Below are 14,572 nucleotides of genomic sequence, written 5' to 3'. Positions count from 1 at the left end.
ATGTCCCCGTGCAGACCGAGCCGCGGCGCAACCACACCATCGACGTGGCCCGCGCCCTGTCGGTCCTCGTGGTGGTCGTCTTCCACGGCTTCATCTACAAGGCGTCCCTGAAGCCGGACGGCACGCTGGAGGCCGGGCTCTGGACGCCGCCCACCTGGGTGTGGGCCCTGTCGTGGCTGCTGATGTCCATGCCGCTGTTCTTCGCCTGCGGCGGATTCTCCAACGCGCTGATCGTGGACAAGATGCAGCGGCGGGGCACCGGCTTCTCCCACTACCTCGCCAACCGGGGTCGGCGACTGACCGGTGGGTTGACGCTGTTCGTGACGTTCTTCGCGGTCATCGCGACGGTCGCGGCGTGGGCGGGCTACGGGCTGCTGGCGGCCGAGCTCAGCCGTTCGCTCATGTTCCTGCTCTGGTTCATCTCGGTGTACCTGGTGATCGTGCTGTTCGCGCCGCTGATGGTGGTTCTGCACGACCGGTTCGGGGCGTGGGTGATCGTCGTGATGCTGCTCGGCATCGTGGTGGTCGACAGGGCATGGCTGGGGTTCGGGCGCAACGACATCGGCCAGATCAACATGTTTCTCGTGTGGCCGCTGTGCCATCAGCTGGGCATCGGGTACCAGCGCGGCTGGTTCCGCGAGGGACCCGTGCGGCGGACGTGGGCCGTCCTGTTCGCGGCCGCGGCCGCGATCGCGGTCCTGATCCTCTTCTTCGGGTACCCGGCGTCGGCCGTCGGGTTCGCCAACGCCCCGCTGGCCAACCACATGCCGCCGACGTTGGCGATGGCCCTGCTCGGGGTGGGGCAGACCGCGGTCATGGGCCTGGTCGAACGAGCAGGCGTGTTCGACGCCTTGTCCGGGAGGGCCGAGGCGGGACTGTCGCGGCTGAGCGCCCTGGCCATGACGGTCTACCTGTGGCATGTGCCGTGCCTGCTGGTGGGGGGCGCGGGCCTCATCCTCCTCGCACGGTTGATGCCGGCTGCCGCGCCCGTGTTGCTCTCGCAGGTCACCGTGCTCGCCGTCGGCATGGTGCTCATCTCGGTGCTGGTGCCACTGATCGGTCTGGTGGAGTACCGCCTGATCCCTCCGCTGGGAACGGTGCAGGACCGCTATCTCGCCCTGTTGAGCTTTGTGTTGATGATCGCCGGCGCGATGCTGGTGTGGACCCACGGCACCGTCGTGCACCCACTGCAGCTGGGGTCGTCCTTGGGGGTGCTCACGGTGTGGGCGGGAGCTTGGACGATGGTTCGCGCGTCGCGCCCCGCGGGCGTGGCCCGCGTCGCCGATGATGCGCTGAAGCCGGCCCGGGTGTCGCGGCGGTCGCGGGGGCGGCGTTCCGATGAGGGTTGAGCCGGACACGGCACTCGTGGGAGGGGGTTGAGCCGGACACGGCACTCGTGGGAGGGGGTTGAGCCGGACACAGCACTCGGAAGCTCAGGCCGGCGATGGCAACGCTGCCACGCCGACGAGTCTCGGCTCAGGCTCGTGGCCGTCTTGGGCGCGTTCAACTGGCGTTCACCCGGAGGTGATGAACTATTCCCATGAGCCAGAACCTCCGTGAGTACATCGACAAGTTGCGCGACGAGGGGTACGCCGTCGCCGATGTCCACGGGGAGGATCCCTACCTGATCGACCCGATGGGCCAGGCCGTCGAGACCTGGCGGGACCGCCACCCCTACGACGAACTCCTCGACAGGAACGAGTACGAGGCGGAGAAGCGGGAACTGCAGATCGAACTGCTCAAGTTCCAGTACGCCGCGCAGGACGCCGGCACGAAACACGTGATCATCTTCGAAGGCCGCGACGCCGCGGGCAAGGGTGGCGCGATCAAGCGCTTCACCGAGCATCTCAACCCCAGGACCGCGCGCGTCGTGGCGCTGGCCGCGCCGACGGAGCGGGAGAGGGGGCAGTGGTACTTCCAGCGTTACGTGCAGCACCTGCCGACGGCGGGTGAGATCGTGCTCTTCGACCGGTCCTGGTACAACCGGGCCGGGGTCGAGCGGGTCATGGGGTTCTGCACCGACGAGGAGTATGAGATCTTCATCCGGCAGGCGCCCCTGTTCGAAGAGATGCTGATCCAATCGGGCATCACGGTCACGAAGCTGTGGTTCTCCGTGGCGCAACGCGAACAGCGCACGCGGTTCGCGATCCGGCAGATCGACCCGGTTCGCCAGTGGAAGCTGTCGCCGATGGACCTGGAGTCGCTCGGCCGCTGGGAGGACTACACAGCGGCGAAGACGGCGATGCTCAAGCACACAGACACCGAGATCGCCCCGTGGTACCGGATCAAGTCCAACGACAAGAAGCGCGCGCGGCTCAATGCGATGCGCCTCTTCCTCGACCTGCATGAGTACGAGGGAAAGGACCCCTCCGCGATCAGGCCCACCGACCCCCTGATCGTCCAGCGCGGGCGCAAGAAGTGGATGAAGTCCGACGAAGAATCCGCCGATGACGCGGTGGTCCGCATCGATGACACCGACGCCAAGAACGACTCCGAGAAGGGAACACCTATGAAGCCGAGCGTCCTGTTCGTGTGCGTGAAGAACGGCGGCAAGAGCCAGATGGCCGCAGCGCTCGCGCGTTTGCACGCCGGCGACACCGTCGACGTCTACTCCGCAGGCACCAAACCGGCCGCCGCGCTCAATGAGGAGTCGCGCGCCAGCGTGGAGCAGGTGGGCGCCACGTTCGACGGCGAGGAGCCCAAGGCGATCGACCCGGAGATCCTGCGCCGCGTGGACAAGGTGGTGCTCGTCGGCGGCGAGGCGGTGGTGGAGCCCCTGGAGGGCATGCGCGGCACCATCGAGACGTGGCTGACGGACGAACCCTCGCTGCGGGGCATCGAGGGTGAGGAGCGCATGACGCTGCTGCGCGAAGACATCGATGCCCGGGTGCGCGCCCTCCTCGCCGAGTTGGTGCCGCCCACCGCGGTCTAGGGGAGCTGGCCCAGGGCGATGATGACGTCCATCAGCGGGCGAAGGTCGTTGTTGCGCACGCGCTGAGAGTTGGCCGACGCGCTGATGCCCTCGATGTCGGCGATCTCCGCGTTGTCCAGGCCCTCGAGCATGCCCCGGAGGGTGGAGAGGGCCCCCGGGCGTAGCCGGGTCAGGTGCACGTCCACAAGCCGCGACACCGCGTCGGCCGACGGGGTGGCTGCCGCCCGCTCGTCGCGGATCGCGGTCCGCACCGTCTCGTAGCCGGGTCTGGCCGCCTGCGCCTTCACCCAGTCGATCGCCTCGCGGGCCAGCCACCAGCCGGAGCCGTCCTGGATCCCGCGTGCCTCGTCGACGACGACCACCTCGCCGCCCCCGACCCCGCACCGCGCATCCCACCTGGGAGCGAGCGCGAGCCTGAGGCTCAACCCGGCCGTCAACGCGGCGCCCAGGGTGGGGTAGACGCCCTGGAGTTCGTCGCCGACGGTGGGGCGAAGTTCGTGCACCGATTCGACGGCGCCGTTCACGCCCTCAACCGCGCGGAGGACGTCCGCGTGCAGGGCAGCCCTGGGCGAGGAGCGTGACGCCACGATGTCCACGAGGAGCGCCACGGCCAGTCCGCCCTTCATTTCGCTCATATGTAGATACTACCTTCATATCGTCAGAATGTAGTAGCACGCTCCCTGCGGGGCTTGTCGGGGAGGCGGTGTAGCGTTCCGGGCATGGACTGGGGGCTGGTGCTGGAAGCCGCGACACTGGTGGCCGCGGGACTCGTCGCCACGCTCGGCAACCCCGTCGTCCGGGCCCTGCTCAGGCGGATCGACAAGGCGTCCGCGCCGTCGTCCGAGACCGAGGTGGCTCAGACCAGGGCCAGCCTCGGTCTGGAAGCCGCTCAGCGGGAGCTGCCCGGAGGCCGGTGGATCGGGATGCTGGAGCGCCTGGCGGTCTATGCGTGCATCGTGACGCAGTTCCCCGCGGGCATCGCGATGGTGCTCGCGGTCAAAGGGCTCGGACGCTACGCGGACCTGGCCACGGCGTCGGAGTCGGGCACGTCGCGCAAGGGTGAGCTGTTCATCATCGGCACGTTCGCCAGCATGCTGTGGGCAGGGCTCTGGGCGGGCGTGGCCTACTTCGCCGTGCGGGCGTGGTGAACGCCGACGGACTCCTGCCGGACCCCGTGGCGGCCGAACTGCTCGCCAGGTGGTCCGAGCCGCACCGTCGCTACCACTCGCGGACCCACCTGGGCGACGGGCTGGAGGCGCTCGACATCCTGCAGGCGGGCAGGCTGGAGCGTGTCGCATTCTGGTTCCATGACGCGGTCCATCGCAACGCCAGCCCGGACGACGAACTCGCCTCCGCCGCGTTGGCGCGCGACCTCCTGGCCCACCTGCCGATCGCGGAGGTCGACGAGGTGTGCCGGCTGATCCTGGTCACCGTCGATCACGCGCCTCGGGCCGACGACGCGGCCGGTGCGCGCATGGCCGACGCGGACCTGCACGGGCTGGGGCTTCCGTGGGAGCGCTACCGCGCCAATGTCGCGGCGATCCGGGCCGAGCTGCCAACGCTGGGGACGCCCGAGTGGGCGCAGCGCCGCCGGCGCTTCGTCGAGCGGATGCTCAAGCGCGGATCGGTGTTCAACACGCCGAAAGGCCTGGCGCTCTGGGAGCACCAGGCCCGGAACAACCTCCAGGCGGAGGCGGATCAGCTCTCGGCGAGCAGCTGGTAGAGGCGGAGCTTGAGCGGTCAGCCCTTCTTGGCGCCCTTGCGCTCCTTGGCCCGGTCGTTGGCGTTGAGCGCCACCTTCCGGATGCGCACCGCGGCAGGGGTGACCTCCAGGCACTCGTCGCCGGCGCAGAATTCCAGGGCCTGCTCCATCGACATGTTCTTGGCCGGGATCAGCCGCTCCAGCTCGTCGCCCGTGGAGGAGCGCACGTTGGTGAGCTTCTTCTCCTTGGTGGGGTTGACGTCCATGTCCTCGGCGCGGGGGTTCTCGCCGACGATCATGCCCTCGTACACCTCGGTTCCGGGAGCGACGAACATGGTGCCGCGCTCCTGCAGGTTGAACAGCGCGTAGGACGTGGCCACGCCCGTGCGGTCCGCCACCAGGGAGCCGGTGGGACGGGTGCGGAACTCGCCGGCCCACGGCTCGTAGCCCTCGCCCACGTGGTTCATGATGCCGGTGCCGCGGGTCTCGGTGAGGAACTCCGTGCGGAAGCCGATGAGGCCGCGGGCGGGCACGATGAACTCCATCCGGACCCATCCGGTGCCGTGGTTGACCATCATCTCCATGCGGCCGCGGCGCAGCCCCATGAGCTGGGTGACCACACCGACGAAGTCCTCGGGGATGTCGACGGTGAGGCGTTCGATGGGCTCGTGCACCTTGCCGTCGACGAGCTTGGTGACCACCTGGGGCTTACCGACGGTGAGCTCGAAGCTCTCGCGGCGCATCATCTCCACGAGGATGGCCAGCTGGAGCTCGCCGCGACCCTGCACCTCCCAGGTGTCCGGGCGCTCGGTGGTGTTGACCTTGATCGACACATTGCCGACCAGTTCCTGCTCCAGGCGACCCTTCAGCAGGCGCGCGGTGAGGTTCTTGCCGGACTGGCCGGCCAGGGGGGAGGTGTTGATGCCGATGGTCATGGAGATCGACGGTTCGTCGACGTGGATGAGCGGCAGCGGCTTGGGGGTCTCGGGATCCGAGAGCGTCTCGCCGATCATGATCTGCGGGATGCCCGCGATGGCGACGATGTCGCCTGGGCCGGCGATGTCGGCCTGGACGCGGTCCAGCGCCTGGGTCATGAACATCTCGGTCAGCTTCACCGTGGAGATGGTGCCGTCGGTCTTGCACCACGACACGAGCTGGCCGCGCTTCATCTCACCGGCGATGATGCGGCACAGGGCGAGGCGGCCCAGGTACGGTGAGGCGTCGAGGTTGGTGACGTGCGCCTGGAGGATCGCGCCCTCTTCGTAGACGGGGGCGGGGATGTGCTCCATCAACGTGTCGAACAGCGGCTCGAGATTGGGGCTGTCCGGCATGCCGCCGTCCTCGGGCTGCGTCAGCGAGGCGCGACCGGCCTTCGCGGAGGCATACACGATCGGGAAGTCGAGCACGTGGGCCGCGTCGTCGTCGATGAGGTCCATGAAGAGGTCGTAGGTTTCCTCGACGACGGCCGAGATGCGAGCGTCGCTGCGGTCCACCTTGTTGACCACCACCACGATCGGCAGGTTCTTCGCCAGCGCCTTGCGCAGCACGAACCGGGTCTGGGGGAGGGGGCCCTCGGACGCGTCGATCAGCAGGACCACGCCGTCGACCATTTCGAGGCCGCGCTCCACCTCGCCGCCGAAGTCGGCGTGGCCGGGGGTGTCGATGATGTTGATCGTCACCCCGGTGCCGTCGGGGCGGATGTGCCGCACGCCGGTGTTCTTCGCGAGGATGGTGATGCCCTTCTCGCGCTCGAGGTCCATCGAGTCCATGACGCGGTTGTTGACGTCGGAGCCCTCGCGGAAGGCACCGGACTGCCACAACATGGCGTCGACGAGCGTCGTCTTACCGTGGTCGACGTGGGCGACGATGGCGACGTTGCGCAGGTCTTCGCGTGTGGGCATGAGGCATCTCCGGGGGATCGACGGTGGGGGCCTCGGGAGAGTCTACGTGGCGGGAGCCTGGTGCCACGAACCGTGAGCCCCGGGAAGGTGTGTGGCCACGTGTGCGGCGCGTTGCAGCGAAGCGCGGTCCCGGAGCGTATAGAGGTGTGGGTGCGGGTCGTCCTGTCGACGGCGCCGCCCTCACCCGTGCCTTCGGGCACGGGAGTACACGTCGAACGAGGAGTCCAGATGAGCGACCGTTCAGATCAGGCATTCAGTGGCGCCATGGGCCAGCGGGCCCCGATGGGGCGGAAGGCGCCGCCACGCCTTGCGCACCTCGTGTGGGCGGTGGTGGCGACGGTGGCCCTCGTGGCGATGGTCGTCGCTGTGGCGGTGGTGCTGACCAGCCGCCCGGTCCAGGTGGCCACGCCTGCCGCTCCGACGAGCGTGAGTGGGCTGCCTGCTCCGGAGGACGGTTGGCGGTGGGTGTCTCGAGGGGATGTGGCGGCGCAGGTGCCCGAGGAGTGGGGATACAGCGACTACGCCTGGGTGCCGTGGTGCCTGGGCGCGACGCCGGAGCCCGTCCCGCCGGCCGGCCCGTTCGTCTCGACGCCCGCCGGTCCGGTCGCGGCGATCGCGTGCCCTGAGTTCCAGGCCGGCTGGGTGCAGACCTATCTGGGCTTCGCCGACCCGGCGCTGGAACCCTCGACCCTCACCCCCGTGCTGAGCCGTACCGTGGCAGACGTCGACGTCCGCGTGACGCTGAGGCAGGACGCCCCCGACGACGAGCGGGCCACGGCCCAGAAGATCCTCGACTCCGCCGTCGAGTTCGAGCGGGACGCAGCCGGGTGTACGCCGCACGCCCCGTTCTCGACCCTCGATGACAGGCCGGAGGCGTGGGATGTGTCGAGCGCGACCGGCGTCGTCGAGGTGGGTCTCTGCCGCCATCTCGACTCTGCGTCGGAGGGGGACCGCCCCAATCTGAGCGCGTCGCGAGTGGTGGCGGGGGAGGAGGCCGCGGGCCTTGTCGCGGCCATCGCGGCCGCGCCCGAAGGAGCTAGCGGGAACCCCGACGAATGCATCTCGGACTTCGACCAACGCTCCGGACTCGTTCTGCGCGTCCTCGATGCCACCGGACTCCACGACGTCTACCTCCGAGTCGACGGGTGCCGCAACCTCGGCTTCGACGACGGGACCGCGCACCGTGAACTGACCCGCGACGCGTGCACCCCTGTCTTCTCCGCAGACCCGATTCGGTTCGACGGCGGCCAGGAGGCGGCGATGGCCGCCTGCCACGTCGGGCGTTAGGGTCAGTCGATCCGGAGCTCGCCCATGGTGTCCCAGCCGTCTCCGTCGATCGTGCGCGAGATGATCTGCGGGGTGGCGAGGATGTGCGGGCGCATGGCGTCCAGTCCTCGAGGGAAGTGGGCGGAGTTGACGTGCGCCGAGCCGGCGTCGCCGTCGCGGAAGGCCTCGACGAGCACATACTCGTTGGGGTTCTCCATGCTGCGCGACCACTCGAACCACAGGTTCCCCGGCTCGGCTCGCGTGGCCTCGTTGAAGGGGCCGACGACATCCATCCACTGCTCGGCGGATTCAGGCTTGACCTGGTACTTGACGACGATGAAGATCATGCCGCCAGCCTAGCCAGGTCTCCCGGATCCACGGGAGCGGCAGAGCCGCCCACGCATTGTGCAATGCGGCGATCGGGCTGCATGTTGCGGGAAGTGTTCCTCCAGGCTGGATCTCGAAGGCAAAACAGGGCCCGACAACCAGCCTGGAGGAACACTAGCCGCGCGCTCCGGGTGATGAGGTTGAACCGATCTAGATGACAGGCTCCGCCAGCACCTGGTAGGCGGTCTCGGAGGAGTCGCGGAGGAACTGCGCACACCGTTCCTGCTCCTCGGTCTCGCCGATCCGCCCCGCCGCGACACTCAACGCCCACAAAGCACGCAGGAAGCCCTGGTTGGGTTCGTGTTCCCACGGCACCTGGCCGGATCCCTTCCAGCCGTTGCGCCGCAGCGTGTCCAGCCCGCGGTGGTAACCGGTGCGGGCGTAGGCATAGGCGGCCACGGCGCTGCCGAGATCCTCCTCGGTCAGGCAGGTCTCGGCGAGCAGTGCCCAGCACAGCGACGACGTGGGATGCTGCGCGACGATCTCGAGGAAGCGTTCCTTGCCGTGCTCGGCGATCGCCGCGAGAGCGGGGTCCTCCGGCAGGCGCACGACCACAGGGGAGGCCATCAGGTTGGGGTGCGTGTCGCTCATGCCGCTCAGCCTAGCGGCGCGCGCTCACTTCTCGCCGAAGCCGGCCGATATGAGGGTCACGAGCGCGTCGACGGCCTCGCGTGCCTGAGGGCCGGTGGCCGTCAGGCGGAGGACGTCACCCTTGCGGGCGTTGAGGGTGGCCAGCCCGATGCTGCTGGCCGCCTTGACCGGACCGATGTCCGCGTTGCTGATTCGGACGTCGGCGTCGAACCGGCGGGCCTCGGCGACGAACAGCGCCGCCGGCCGGGCGTGCAGGCCCGTCTCGTTGACCAGCACCGCCTCGCCGGAGGCGACGCCATCGGCCCCGTCTGGTCCGTCACCTGAGAGTTCCGGGGAGGCAGAGGCCGGTCCACCGGCCGCCTGCTCGTCGGGCGATGAGGCCCGGCCCAGCGCCATGAGCTTGGGCGTGAGCGCCGATTCGGCCTCCTCCGCGACGTCCGCCAGCGATGCGCCGCCCACGGCGCGCACCAGCCCCGCCGTGAGGCCCTCGACGAACGGCGCGGCGAGGATCCGGACGTTCTCCACGCCCGCGAACTCCACTCCCATCTCGGCGCTCATCAGCGCCGAGCCCATGTCGACGAAGATGACCACACCGTCGCCCCGGTCCACCTCGGCGACGGCCGCCGCGACCGCCGTGGCATCCGTCCCCAGCCCGCCGTCGGGCATGCCGGCGGCGATGGCCACGGGCGAGGGTGCCTCGTGGACCATCTGCATGGCCAACTCGACGGCGGCCTCGGCGAGCGCGCGACTGTGCGAGACGACGACGATGCCGACCGCCATCAGGCGCCGATCACGTCCGCCAGGGCGTCGAAGAGATAGGCCGACGACGTGGCACCGGGATCCTGGTGCCCGGCGGACCGCTCGCCCAGGTAGCTCGCCCTGCCCTTCTTCGCCACCATCGGCGTGGTGGCGTCGCGTCCCGCAGCCGCGGACTGCGTGGCGGCTGCCACTGCGTCGTGCAGCCCGGCGCCGTCCGCCACCGCGGCGTCGAAGGCGTCGATGGCGGGCGCCAGGGCGTCCACCATCGTCTTGTCGCCCAACTCCGTCTTACCCCGGGCGATCAACCCTTCGAGCCCGGCCCGGAACGCCTTTCCGAACTCCTCCGGCGAGAGCTCGACCACGGTCCCGCTGGCCATCCCCATCTTCATCAGCAGGGTGCCGTAGAGCGGGCCGGCGGTGCCGCCGACCGTGCTCACCAGCGTCATGCCAGCCTTCTTGAAGAGGCCATCGATCGTGGTGGCCTGATCAAGATGCAGCAACACGGCGGCTGTCCCACGGGCCATGTTGGCGCCGTGATCGGCGTCACCGATGGCGGAATCCAGGTCCGTCAGGAAGACCTTGTTCTCGTCGATGATCTGCGCGTAGCGGCGCAGCCAGTCCGCGAGGAGGTCCAGGGTGAGGTGTTGTTCGGTCACAGGCCCCACCGTAGACCCGCGGTCTGCACGGGCGCGTCCCACAGGCGAATCAGGTCCTCATCAGCTTTGAGCAGCGTGAGCGAGCAGCCGGCCATGTCCAGGCTGGTGATGTAGTTGCCCACCAGGTTCCGCGACACCTCCACGCCTGCCTCCTTGAGCAGCGCCACCACTTCGCCGTACATGAGGTAGAGCTCGATCAGCGGCGTGCCGCCCATGCCGTTGAGCATGGCGATCACGGGGGCTCCGGTGAAGTCCAGGTCATGCAGGATGGGATCCACCAGCTGCTTGGCCACGGACTTCGCGTCGGCGATGGGCTCGCGGTGGCGGCCGGGCTCACCGTGGATGCCGATCCCGATCTCGATCTGATCCTCGGGCAGGTCGAACGTGGGCTTCCCGGCCGACGGCACCGTGCACGAGGTGAGCGCCATGCCCATCGAGCGGCCGTTGTCCGCGACCTTCTGTGCGAGCGCCTTCACGGCAGCCAGGTCCTGGCCCTCCTCCGCGGCGGCCCCGACGATCTTCTCCAGCAGCACGGTGGTGCCCACGCCGCGGCGTCCTGCGGTGTACAGCGAGTCCTGCACCGCGACGTCGTCGGCCACGATGACCGTCTCCACGGGGATGCCGGAATCGCTGGCCATCTCAGCAGCCATCTCGAAGTTCATGATGTCGCCGGTGTAGTTCTTCACGATGTGCAGGACGCCACCGCCGGTGTCCACGACGGTGGTGGCCTCGATCATCTGGTCCGGTGTGGGGGAGGTGAACACCTGGCCCGCGCACGCCGCGTCGAGCATGCCGACGCCGACGAAGCCGCCGTGCATCGGCTCGTGGCCCGAGCCGCCGCCGGAGATGATGGCGACCTTGCCGGCCTCCTTCGGGGTGGCGCGGTAGATCACGCGGTTCTCGTGATCCACGCGCACGTTCTGGTCTGATGCCTCCACGCCCTTGAGTGCGTCGGCGATCACATCGTCGGGGGAATTGATGAGCTTCTTCACGGTCCCAACCTCCTGCGTCGTTGCGGGGAACACATCGATGCTGGTCCCCACAGTCGATGCTAGGCAAGAGCCCTGACCTTTCGTGCACTTTCCGATAACCCGATGCCACTGATGTGCGACGTGGGAGCCGGTTCGGGGCCGTGCGGTGGCGGCTTCGTGGATCATGGGAGCATGAGCATCGTCACATGTGTGTCCTGCGCCGCGCGCAACCGGGTGCCCGCGTCGGCCGCCGGCCTCCCCCGGTGCGCCAGGTGCAAGGCCGATCTGCCCTGGCTGGTGGACGGCTCCGACGCCGACTTCGACCAGGTGGCCGCCACGCGCGTGCCCGTCCTGGTGGACCTCTGGGCCCCCTGGTGCGGGCCATGCCGGATGGTGGCGCCCATCCTGGAGAAGCTCTCGCAGGAGCGCGCCGGGCGGCTCAAGGTGGTCAAGGTCAACGTCGACGACAACCGCGCCATCCAGTCCCGCTTCGGCGCCATGAGCATCCCCACCATGGTGTTGCTCCGCGACGGGACGGAAGTGTCGCGGCAGGTGGGCGCGCTGCCGAAGAGGGAGATTGAACGCTGGCTGGATCAACACGCGTCCTGACTGCGGACCCCAACGCCGCGCCGGTGCAGGGAGGGGGCGTCCGATAGACTCCACCGGTAAGGCCCCAGCGAACCGCAGGGGCTTCATCCATGTGCGTGGAGGAGGGCGACATGCCGAGCGTTGTCGTGGTCGGGGCTCAATGGGGAGACGAAGGCAAGGGGAAGGCGACCGATCAGCTGGGTGATCGCGTCGACGTCTGCGTGCGTTACTCCGGCGGCAACAATGCGGGCCACACCCTGGTGGTGGGCGGCGAGAAGTTCGTGCTCCACCTGTTGCCCTCCGGCATCCTCAACCCGAACACCACCACCGTGATCGGCAACGGCGTCGTCGTCGACCTCGACGTGCTGGCCGAGGAACTCGCGGTGTTGGCGGAGCGCGGGGTCCACGTGGCGCACCCCCTCCTGTCGGCCAATGCCCACATCATCACCGAGTACCACAAGGTGCTGGACAAGGTGACCGAGCGGTTCCTCGGGAAGCGGCGCATCGGCACCACGGGTCGCGGCGTTGGGCCCTGCTACTCGGACAAGGTCAACCGCCTCGGCATCCGGATCCAGGACATCCTGGACGAGTCGATCCTGCGCCAGAAGGTGGACGCCGCGCTGGACCAGAAGAACCAGCTCCTGGTCAAGGTCTACAACCGGCGCCCGATCATCGCCGAGGAGATCGTCCAGTCGCTGCTCAAGCACGCGGACACCATCCGCCCCCACATCGTGGACTCCGGCCGCTATGTCAACGACGCGCTGGACGCCGGCAAGGTGGTGCTGTTCGAGGGCGCCCAGGCGCACCACCTCGACGTGGACCAGGGCACCTACCCGTACGTGACGTCGTCGAACCCGACCGCGGCGGGCGCCACCACCGGCGGCGGCGTCGGTCCCACCCGGATCGACCGCACCATCGGCATCGCGAAGGCCTACACCACCCGTGTCGGCGAGGGCCCGTTCCCCACCGAGCTGTTCGACCACGACGGCGAGGAGCTCCGCCGGATCGGCGCCGAGTTCGGCGCCACGACGGGGCGGCCTCGCCGCTGCGGCTGGTTCGACGCCGTCCTCGTGGAACAGGCGGTCAAGATCAACGGGTTCACCGACATCTTCCTCACGAAACTGGACATCCTCAGCGGCTGGGAGAAGATCCCGGTCTGCGTGGCCTACGAGGTCGACGGCGTGCGCCACGAGGTGATGCCCATGACGCAGTCGGACTTCCACCACGCCAAGCCCATCTACGAGGAGCTCGACGGTTGGGCCGAGGACATCAGCGGCTGCCGCCGGTTCCAGGACCTGCCGGCCACGTGCCAGGCCTACGTCAAGCGGCTCGAGGAGCTCATCGGGTGCCGGATCAGCGGCATCGGCGTCGGTCCCGGGCGCGAGCAGTCTGTGGCGATCAACGACCTGATCTGATCGCCCGCGGCGGACCACTAGGCTGACGCGGGTGAAGATCCTCCTCCTCGGCTCGGGCGGGCGCGAGCACGCGCTGGCCCGCTCGCTGGCCGCCGATCCCTCCGTCACCGAGCTGCACGCCGCCCCTGGGAACCCAGGGATCGGGCGGATCGCCACGCTCCACTCGCTGGACCCGTCGTCACCGGTCGCCGTGGTCGAGGCGGCCCAACGGCTCGGGGTGGACCTCGTCGTGATCGGCCCGGAGGCTCCGCTGGTGGCCGGGGTCGCGGACGCCCTGCGGGAGGTGGGGATCGACGCATTCGGGCCCGGTCGGGAGGCCGCCGTCCTCGAGGGGTCCAAGGCATTCGCCAAGGAGGTCATGCGGGCCGCCCTTGTGCCCACCGCGGACTCCCACGTCTGCGAGACCCCGGAGGAGGCCGCCGCCGCGCTGGACGAGTTCGGCGCCCCGTACGTGGTCAAGAATGACGGCCTGGCCGCGGGCAAGGGTGTGGTGGTCACTGATGACCGGGACGCCGCGCTGGCCCACGCCGCCGCCTGCGGGCGTGTGGTGATCGAGGACTTCCTCGACGGACCGGAGGTGTCGCTGTTCGCGATCTGCGACGGCGAGCGTGCGCTCCCGCTGTTGCCGGCGCAGGACTACAAGCGGGTCGGGGACGCCGACGCGGGCCCCAACACGGGCGGTATGGGCGCCTACAGCCCCCTGGTCTGGGCAGCTCCAGGGTTGACGGACCAGATCATGGCGGAGGTCATCGACCCCACGCTGGCCGAGATGCGCAGGCGCGGCACGCCGTTCATCGGGCTCCTGTATGCGGGGCTGGCGCTGACGTCGCGGGGTCTGCGCGTCGTGGAGTTCAACGTCCGCTTCGGCGACCCGGAGACCCAGGCCGTCCTGGCTCTCCTGGAGACGCCCTTGGCAGGCGTCCTCCGGGCGGCAGCGCGGGGGGAGTTGGACACGGTGGAGCACCTGTCATGGCGTGAGGGGGCCGCCGTCGTCGTGGTGTCGGCCGCCGCGGGCTATCCCGGGACGCCGGCCGCCGGCGGCACGATCGTGCTGCCGGACGACGAGGCCGACGCCTACGTCCTGCACGCGGGGACGCGCCTCGACGGCGACCGCCTCGTCTCGGCCGGGGGGCGGGTGCTGGGCATCGTGGGCCGGGGGGATGATGTGGATCAGGCGCGCGAGCGCGCCTACGCGCTGCTGGGCCGGGTGGATTACGCAGACGGCTTCCACCGCACCGACATCGGCGTTCCTCACTGAAATCCGGTCCAGTCAACGCTCTTCCTGGGGCCGGCGCGCGGAAAGTGTCCCCCAGTGGGGGTGTCTGCGCTCCGGGCGGAGCGGGGAGTGCGTCACTGGCGTCACAATGTCGCGGTCTGCCCACCGGTCCGCATGAGGATTTCAGG

At 69.3% G+C, this 14,572-nt stretch carries 15 protein-coding genes and 1 pseudogene; 9 read left to right on the top strand and 7 right to left on the bottom strand.

Features of this window, described 5'->3' with window-relative positions; translation table 11 throughout:
• The first annotated feature begins 8 nt into the window (after positions 1-8).
• From ACX1D0_RS08805 to ACX1D0_RS08795, 3 genes and pseudogenes are all read left to right on the top strand, one after another.
• Positions 9-1,349 carry an acyltransferase family protein gene (locus ACX1D0_RS08805; RefSeq protein WP_459017535.1) on the top strand — a complete coding sequence of 447 codons (1,341 nt, stop codon included), beginning with the start codon at positions 9-11 and terminating at the stop codon, positions 1,347-1,349.
• Between the two features lie 191 nt (positions 1,350-1,540).
• A pseudogene (gene ppk2, locus ACX1D0_RS08800) lies at positions 1,541-2,413 on the top strand (polyphosphate kinase 2); the annotation flags it as partial.
• 9 nt (positions 2,414-2,422) lie between these two features.
• Entirely contained in the window at positions 2,423-2,932 is a 510-nt protein-coding gene (locus ACX1D0_RS08795) for an arsenate-mycothiol transferase ArsC (RefSeq protein ID WP_459020426.1), read from the top strand.
• On the opposite strand, the gene ACX1D0_RS08790 is transcribed toward ACX1D0_RS08795, so the two are convergent.
• On the bottom strand, positions 2,929-3,567 hold the full coding sequence (locus ACX1D0_RS08790) for a SatD family protein (protein ID WP_459017534.1): 639 nt from the start codon (positions 3,565-3,567) through the stop codon (positions 2,929-2,931). The genes ACX1D0_RS08795 and ACX1D0_RS08790 overlap by 4 nt on opposite strands.
• Positions 3,568-3,651: 84 nt before the next feature.
• Between ACX1D0_RS08790 and ACX1D0_RS08785 the strand changes: the two genes are divergently transcribed.
• The gene (locus ACX1D0_RS08785) at positions 3,652-4,080 is read left to right on the top strand and encodes a hypothetical protein (protein ID WP_459017533.1); all 429 of its coding nucleotides are present in this window, start codon (positions 3,652-3,654) and stop codon (positions 4,078-4,080) included.
• Complete coding sequence (locus ACX1D0_RS08780; protein WP_459017532.1) at positions 4,077-4,655, top strand: HD domain-containing protein; 579 nt, start codon at positions 4,077-4,079, stop codon at positions 4,653-4,655. Before ACX1D0_RS08785 ends, ACX1D0_RS08780 begins: the two co-directional genes overlap by 4 nt.
• Before the next feature lie 17 nt (positions 4,656-4,672).
• Here ACX1D0_RS08780 and typA read toward each other — a convergent pair whose 3' ends face one another.
• Positions 4,673-6,535: a translational GTPase TypA gene (typA, locus tag ACX1D0_RS08775; RefSeq protein WP_459017531.1), complete on the bottom strand. Its 1,863-nt coding sequence runs from the start codon at positions 6,533-6,535 to the stop codon at positions 4,673-4,675.
• A gap of 228 nt (positions 6,536-6,763) precedes the next feature.
• Between typA and ACX1D0_RS08770 the strand changes: the two genes are divergently transcribed.
• Complete coding sequence (locus ACX1D0_RS08770) at positions 6,764-7,822, top strand: hypothetical protein (RefSeq protein ID WP_459017530.1); 1,059 nt, start codon at positions 6,764-6,766, stop codon at positions 7,820-7,822.
• Between the two features lie 2 nt (positions 7,823-7,824).
• On the opposite strand, the gene ACX1D0_RS08765 is transcribed toward ACX1D0_RS08770, so the two are convergent.
• The 5 genes from ACX1D0_RS08765 to dhaK all read right to left on the bottom strand — a co-directional run bounded on the left by ACX1D0_RS08765 (position 7,825) and on the right by dhaK (position 11,186).
• Positions 7,825-8,148: a putative quinol monooxygenase gene (locus tag ACX1D0_RS08765; RefSeq protein WP_459017529.1), complete on the bottom strand. Its 324-nt coding sequence runs from the start codon at positions 8,146-8,148 to the stop codon at positions 7,825-7,827.
• Positions 8,149-8,338: 190 nt separating this feature from the next.
• On the bottom strand, positions 8,339-8,779 hold the full coding sequence (locus tag ACX1D0_RS08760; RefSeq protein ID WP_459017528.1) for a DUF3151 domain-containing protein: 441 nt from the start codon (positions 8,777-8,779) through the stop codon (positions 8,339-8,341).
• 24 nt (positions 8,780-8,803) lie between these two features.
• On the bottom strand, positions 8,804-9,559 hold the full coding sequence (gene dhaM, locus ACX1D0_RS08755; RefSeq protein ID WP_459017527.1) for a dihydroxyacetone kinase phosphoryl donor subunit DhaM: 756 nt from the start codon (positions 9,557-9,559) through the stop codon (positions 8,804-8,806).
• Positions 9,559-10,194: a dihydroxyacetone kinase subunit DhaL gene (dhaL, locus tag ACX1D0_RS08750; protein WP_459017526.1), complete on the bottom strand. Its 636-nt coding sequence runs from the start codon at positions 10,192-10,194 to the stop codon at positions 9,559-9,561. Before dhaL ends, dhaM begins: the two co-directional genes overlap by 1 nt.
• Positions 10,191-11,186, bottom strand: coding sequence for a dihydroxyacetone kinase subunit DhaK (gene dhaK, locus ACX1D0_RS08745; protein WP_459017525.1), 996 nt, complete (start codon positions 11,184-11,186; stop codon positions 10,191-10,193). Before dhaK ends, dhaL begins: the two co-directional genes overlap by 4 nt.
• A 171-nt stretch (positions 11,187-11,357) precedes the next feature.
• Between dhaK and trxA the strand changes: the two genes are divergently transcribed.
• From trxA to purD, 3 genes are all read left to right on the top strand, one after another.
• Positions 11,358-11,774 carry a thioredoxin gene (trxA, locus tag ACX1D0_RS08740; protein WP_459017524.1) on the top strand — a complete coding sequence of 139 codons (417 nt, stop codon included), beginning with the start codon at positions 11,358-11,360 and terminating at the stop codon, positions 11,772-11,774.
• 110 nt (positions 11,775-11,884) lie between these two features.
• Positions 11,885-13,168 carry an adenylosuccinate synthase gene (locus tag ACX1D0_RS08735; RefSeq protein WP_459017523.1) on the top strand — a complete coding sequence of 428 codons (1,284 nt, stop codon included), beginning with the start codon at positions 11,885-11,887 and terminating at the stop codon, positions 13,166-13,168.
• 31 nt (positions 13,169-13,199) lie between these two features.
• Positions 13,200-14,426 (top strand): phosphoribosylamine--glycine ligase, encoded by a 1,227-nt coding sequence (gene purD / locus ACX1D0_RS08730; RefSeq protein ID WP_459017522.1) that lies wholly within the window; start codon positions 13,200-13,202, stop codon positions 14,424-14,426.
• Positions 14,427-14,572 lie beyond the last annotated feature (146 nt).

This window comes from Tessaracoccus pujii, assembly GCF_054483895.1.
The sequence above is the reverse complement of the archived record's forward strand: the minus strand, read 5'-3'. Positions and strand labels throughout refer to the sequence as shown.

Bases quoted from the DNA above. Each gene is read 5' to 3' on its own strand.
- ACX1D0_RS08790 (WP_459017534.1), bottom strand. From the start codon at position 3,567: ATGAGCGAAATGAAGGGCGGACTGGCCGTGGCGCTCCTCGTGGACATC.
- trxA (WP_459017524.1), top strand. From the start codon at position 11,358: ATGAGCATCGTCACATGTGTGTCCTGCGCCGCGCGCAACCGGGTGCCC.
- typA (WP_459017531.1), bottom strand. From the start codon at position 6,535: ATGCCCACACGCGAAGACCTGCGCAACGTCGCCATCGTCGCCCACGTC.
- ACX1D0_RS08785 (WP_459017533.1), top strand. From the start codon at position 3,652: ATGGACTGGGGGCTGGTGCTGGAAGCCGCGACACTGGTGGCCGCGGGA.
- ACX1D0_RS08770 (WP_459017530.1), top strand. From the start codon at position 6,764: ATGAGCGACCGTTCAGATCAGGCATTCAGTGGCGCCATGGGCCAGCGG.
- ACX1D0_RS08735 (WP_459017523.1), top strand. From the start codon at position 11,885: ATGCCGAGCGTTGTCGTGGTCGGGGCTCAATGGGGAGACGAAGGCAAG.
- ACX1D0_RS08795 (WP_459020426.1), top strand. From the start codon at position 2,423: ATGAAGTCCGACGAAGAATCCGCCGATGACGCGGTGGTCCGCATCGAT.
- ACX1D0_RS08760 (WP_459017528.1), bottom strand. From the start codon at position 8,779: ATGAGCGACACGCACCCCAACCTGATGGCCTCCCCTGTGGTCGTGCGC.
- ACX1D0_RS08765 (WP_459017529.1), bottom strand. From the start codon at position 8,148: ATGATCTTCATCGTCGTCAAGTACCAGGTCAAGCCTGAATCCGCCGAG.
- dhaM (WP_459017527.1), bottom strand. From the start codon at position 9,559: ATGGCGGTCGGCATCGTCGTCGTCTCGCACAGTCGCGCGCTCGCCGAG.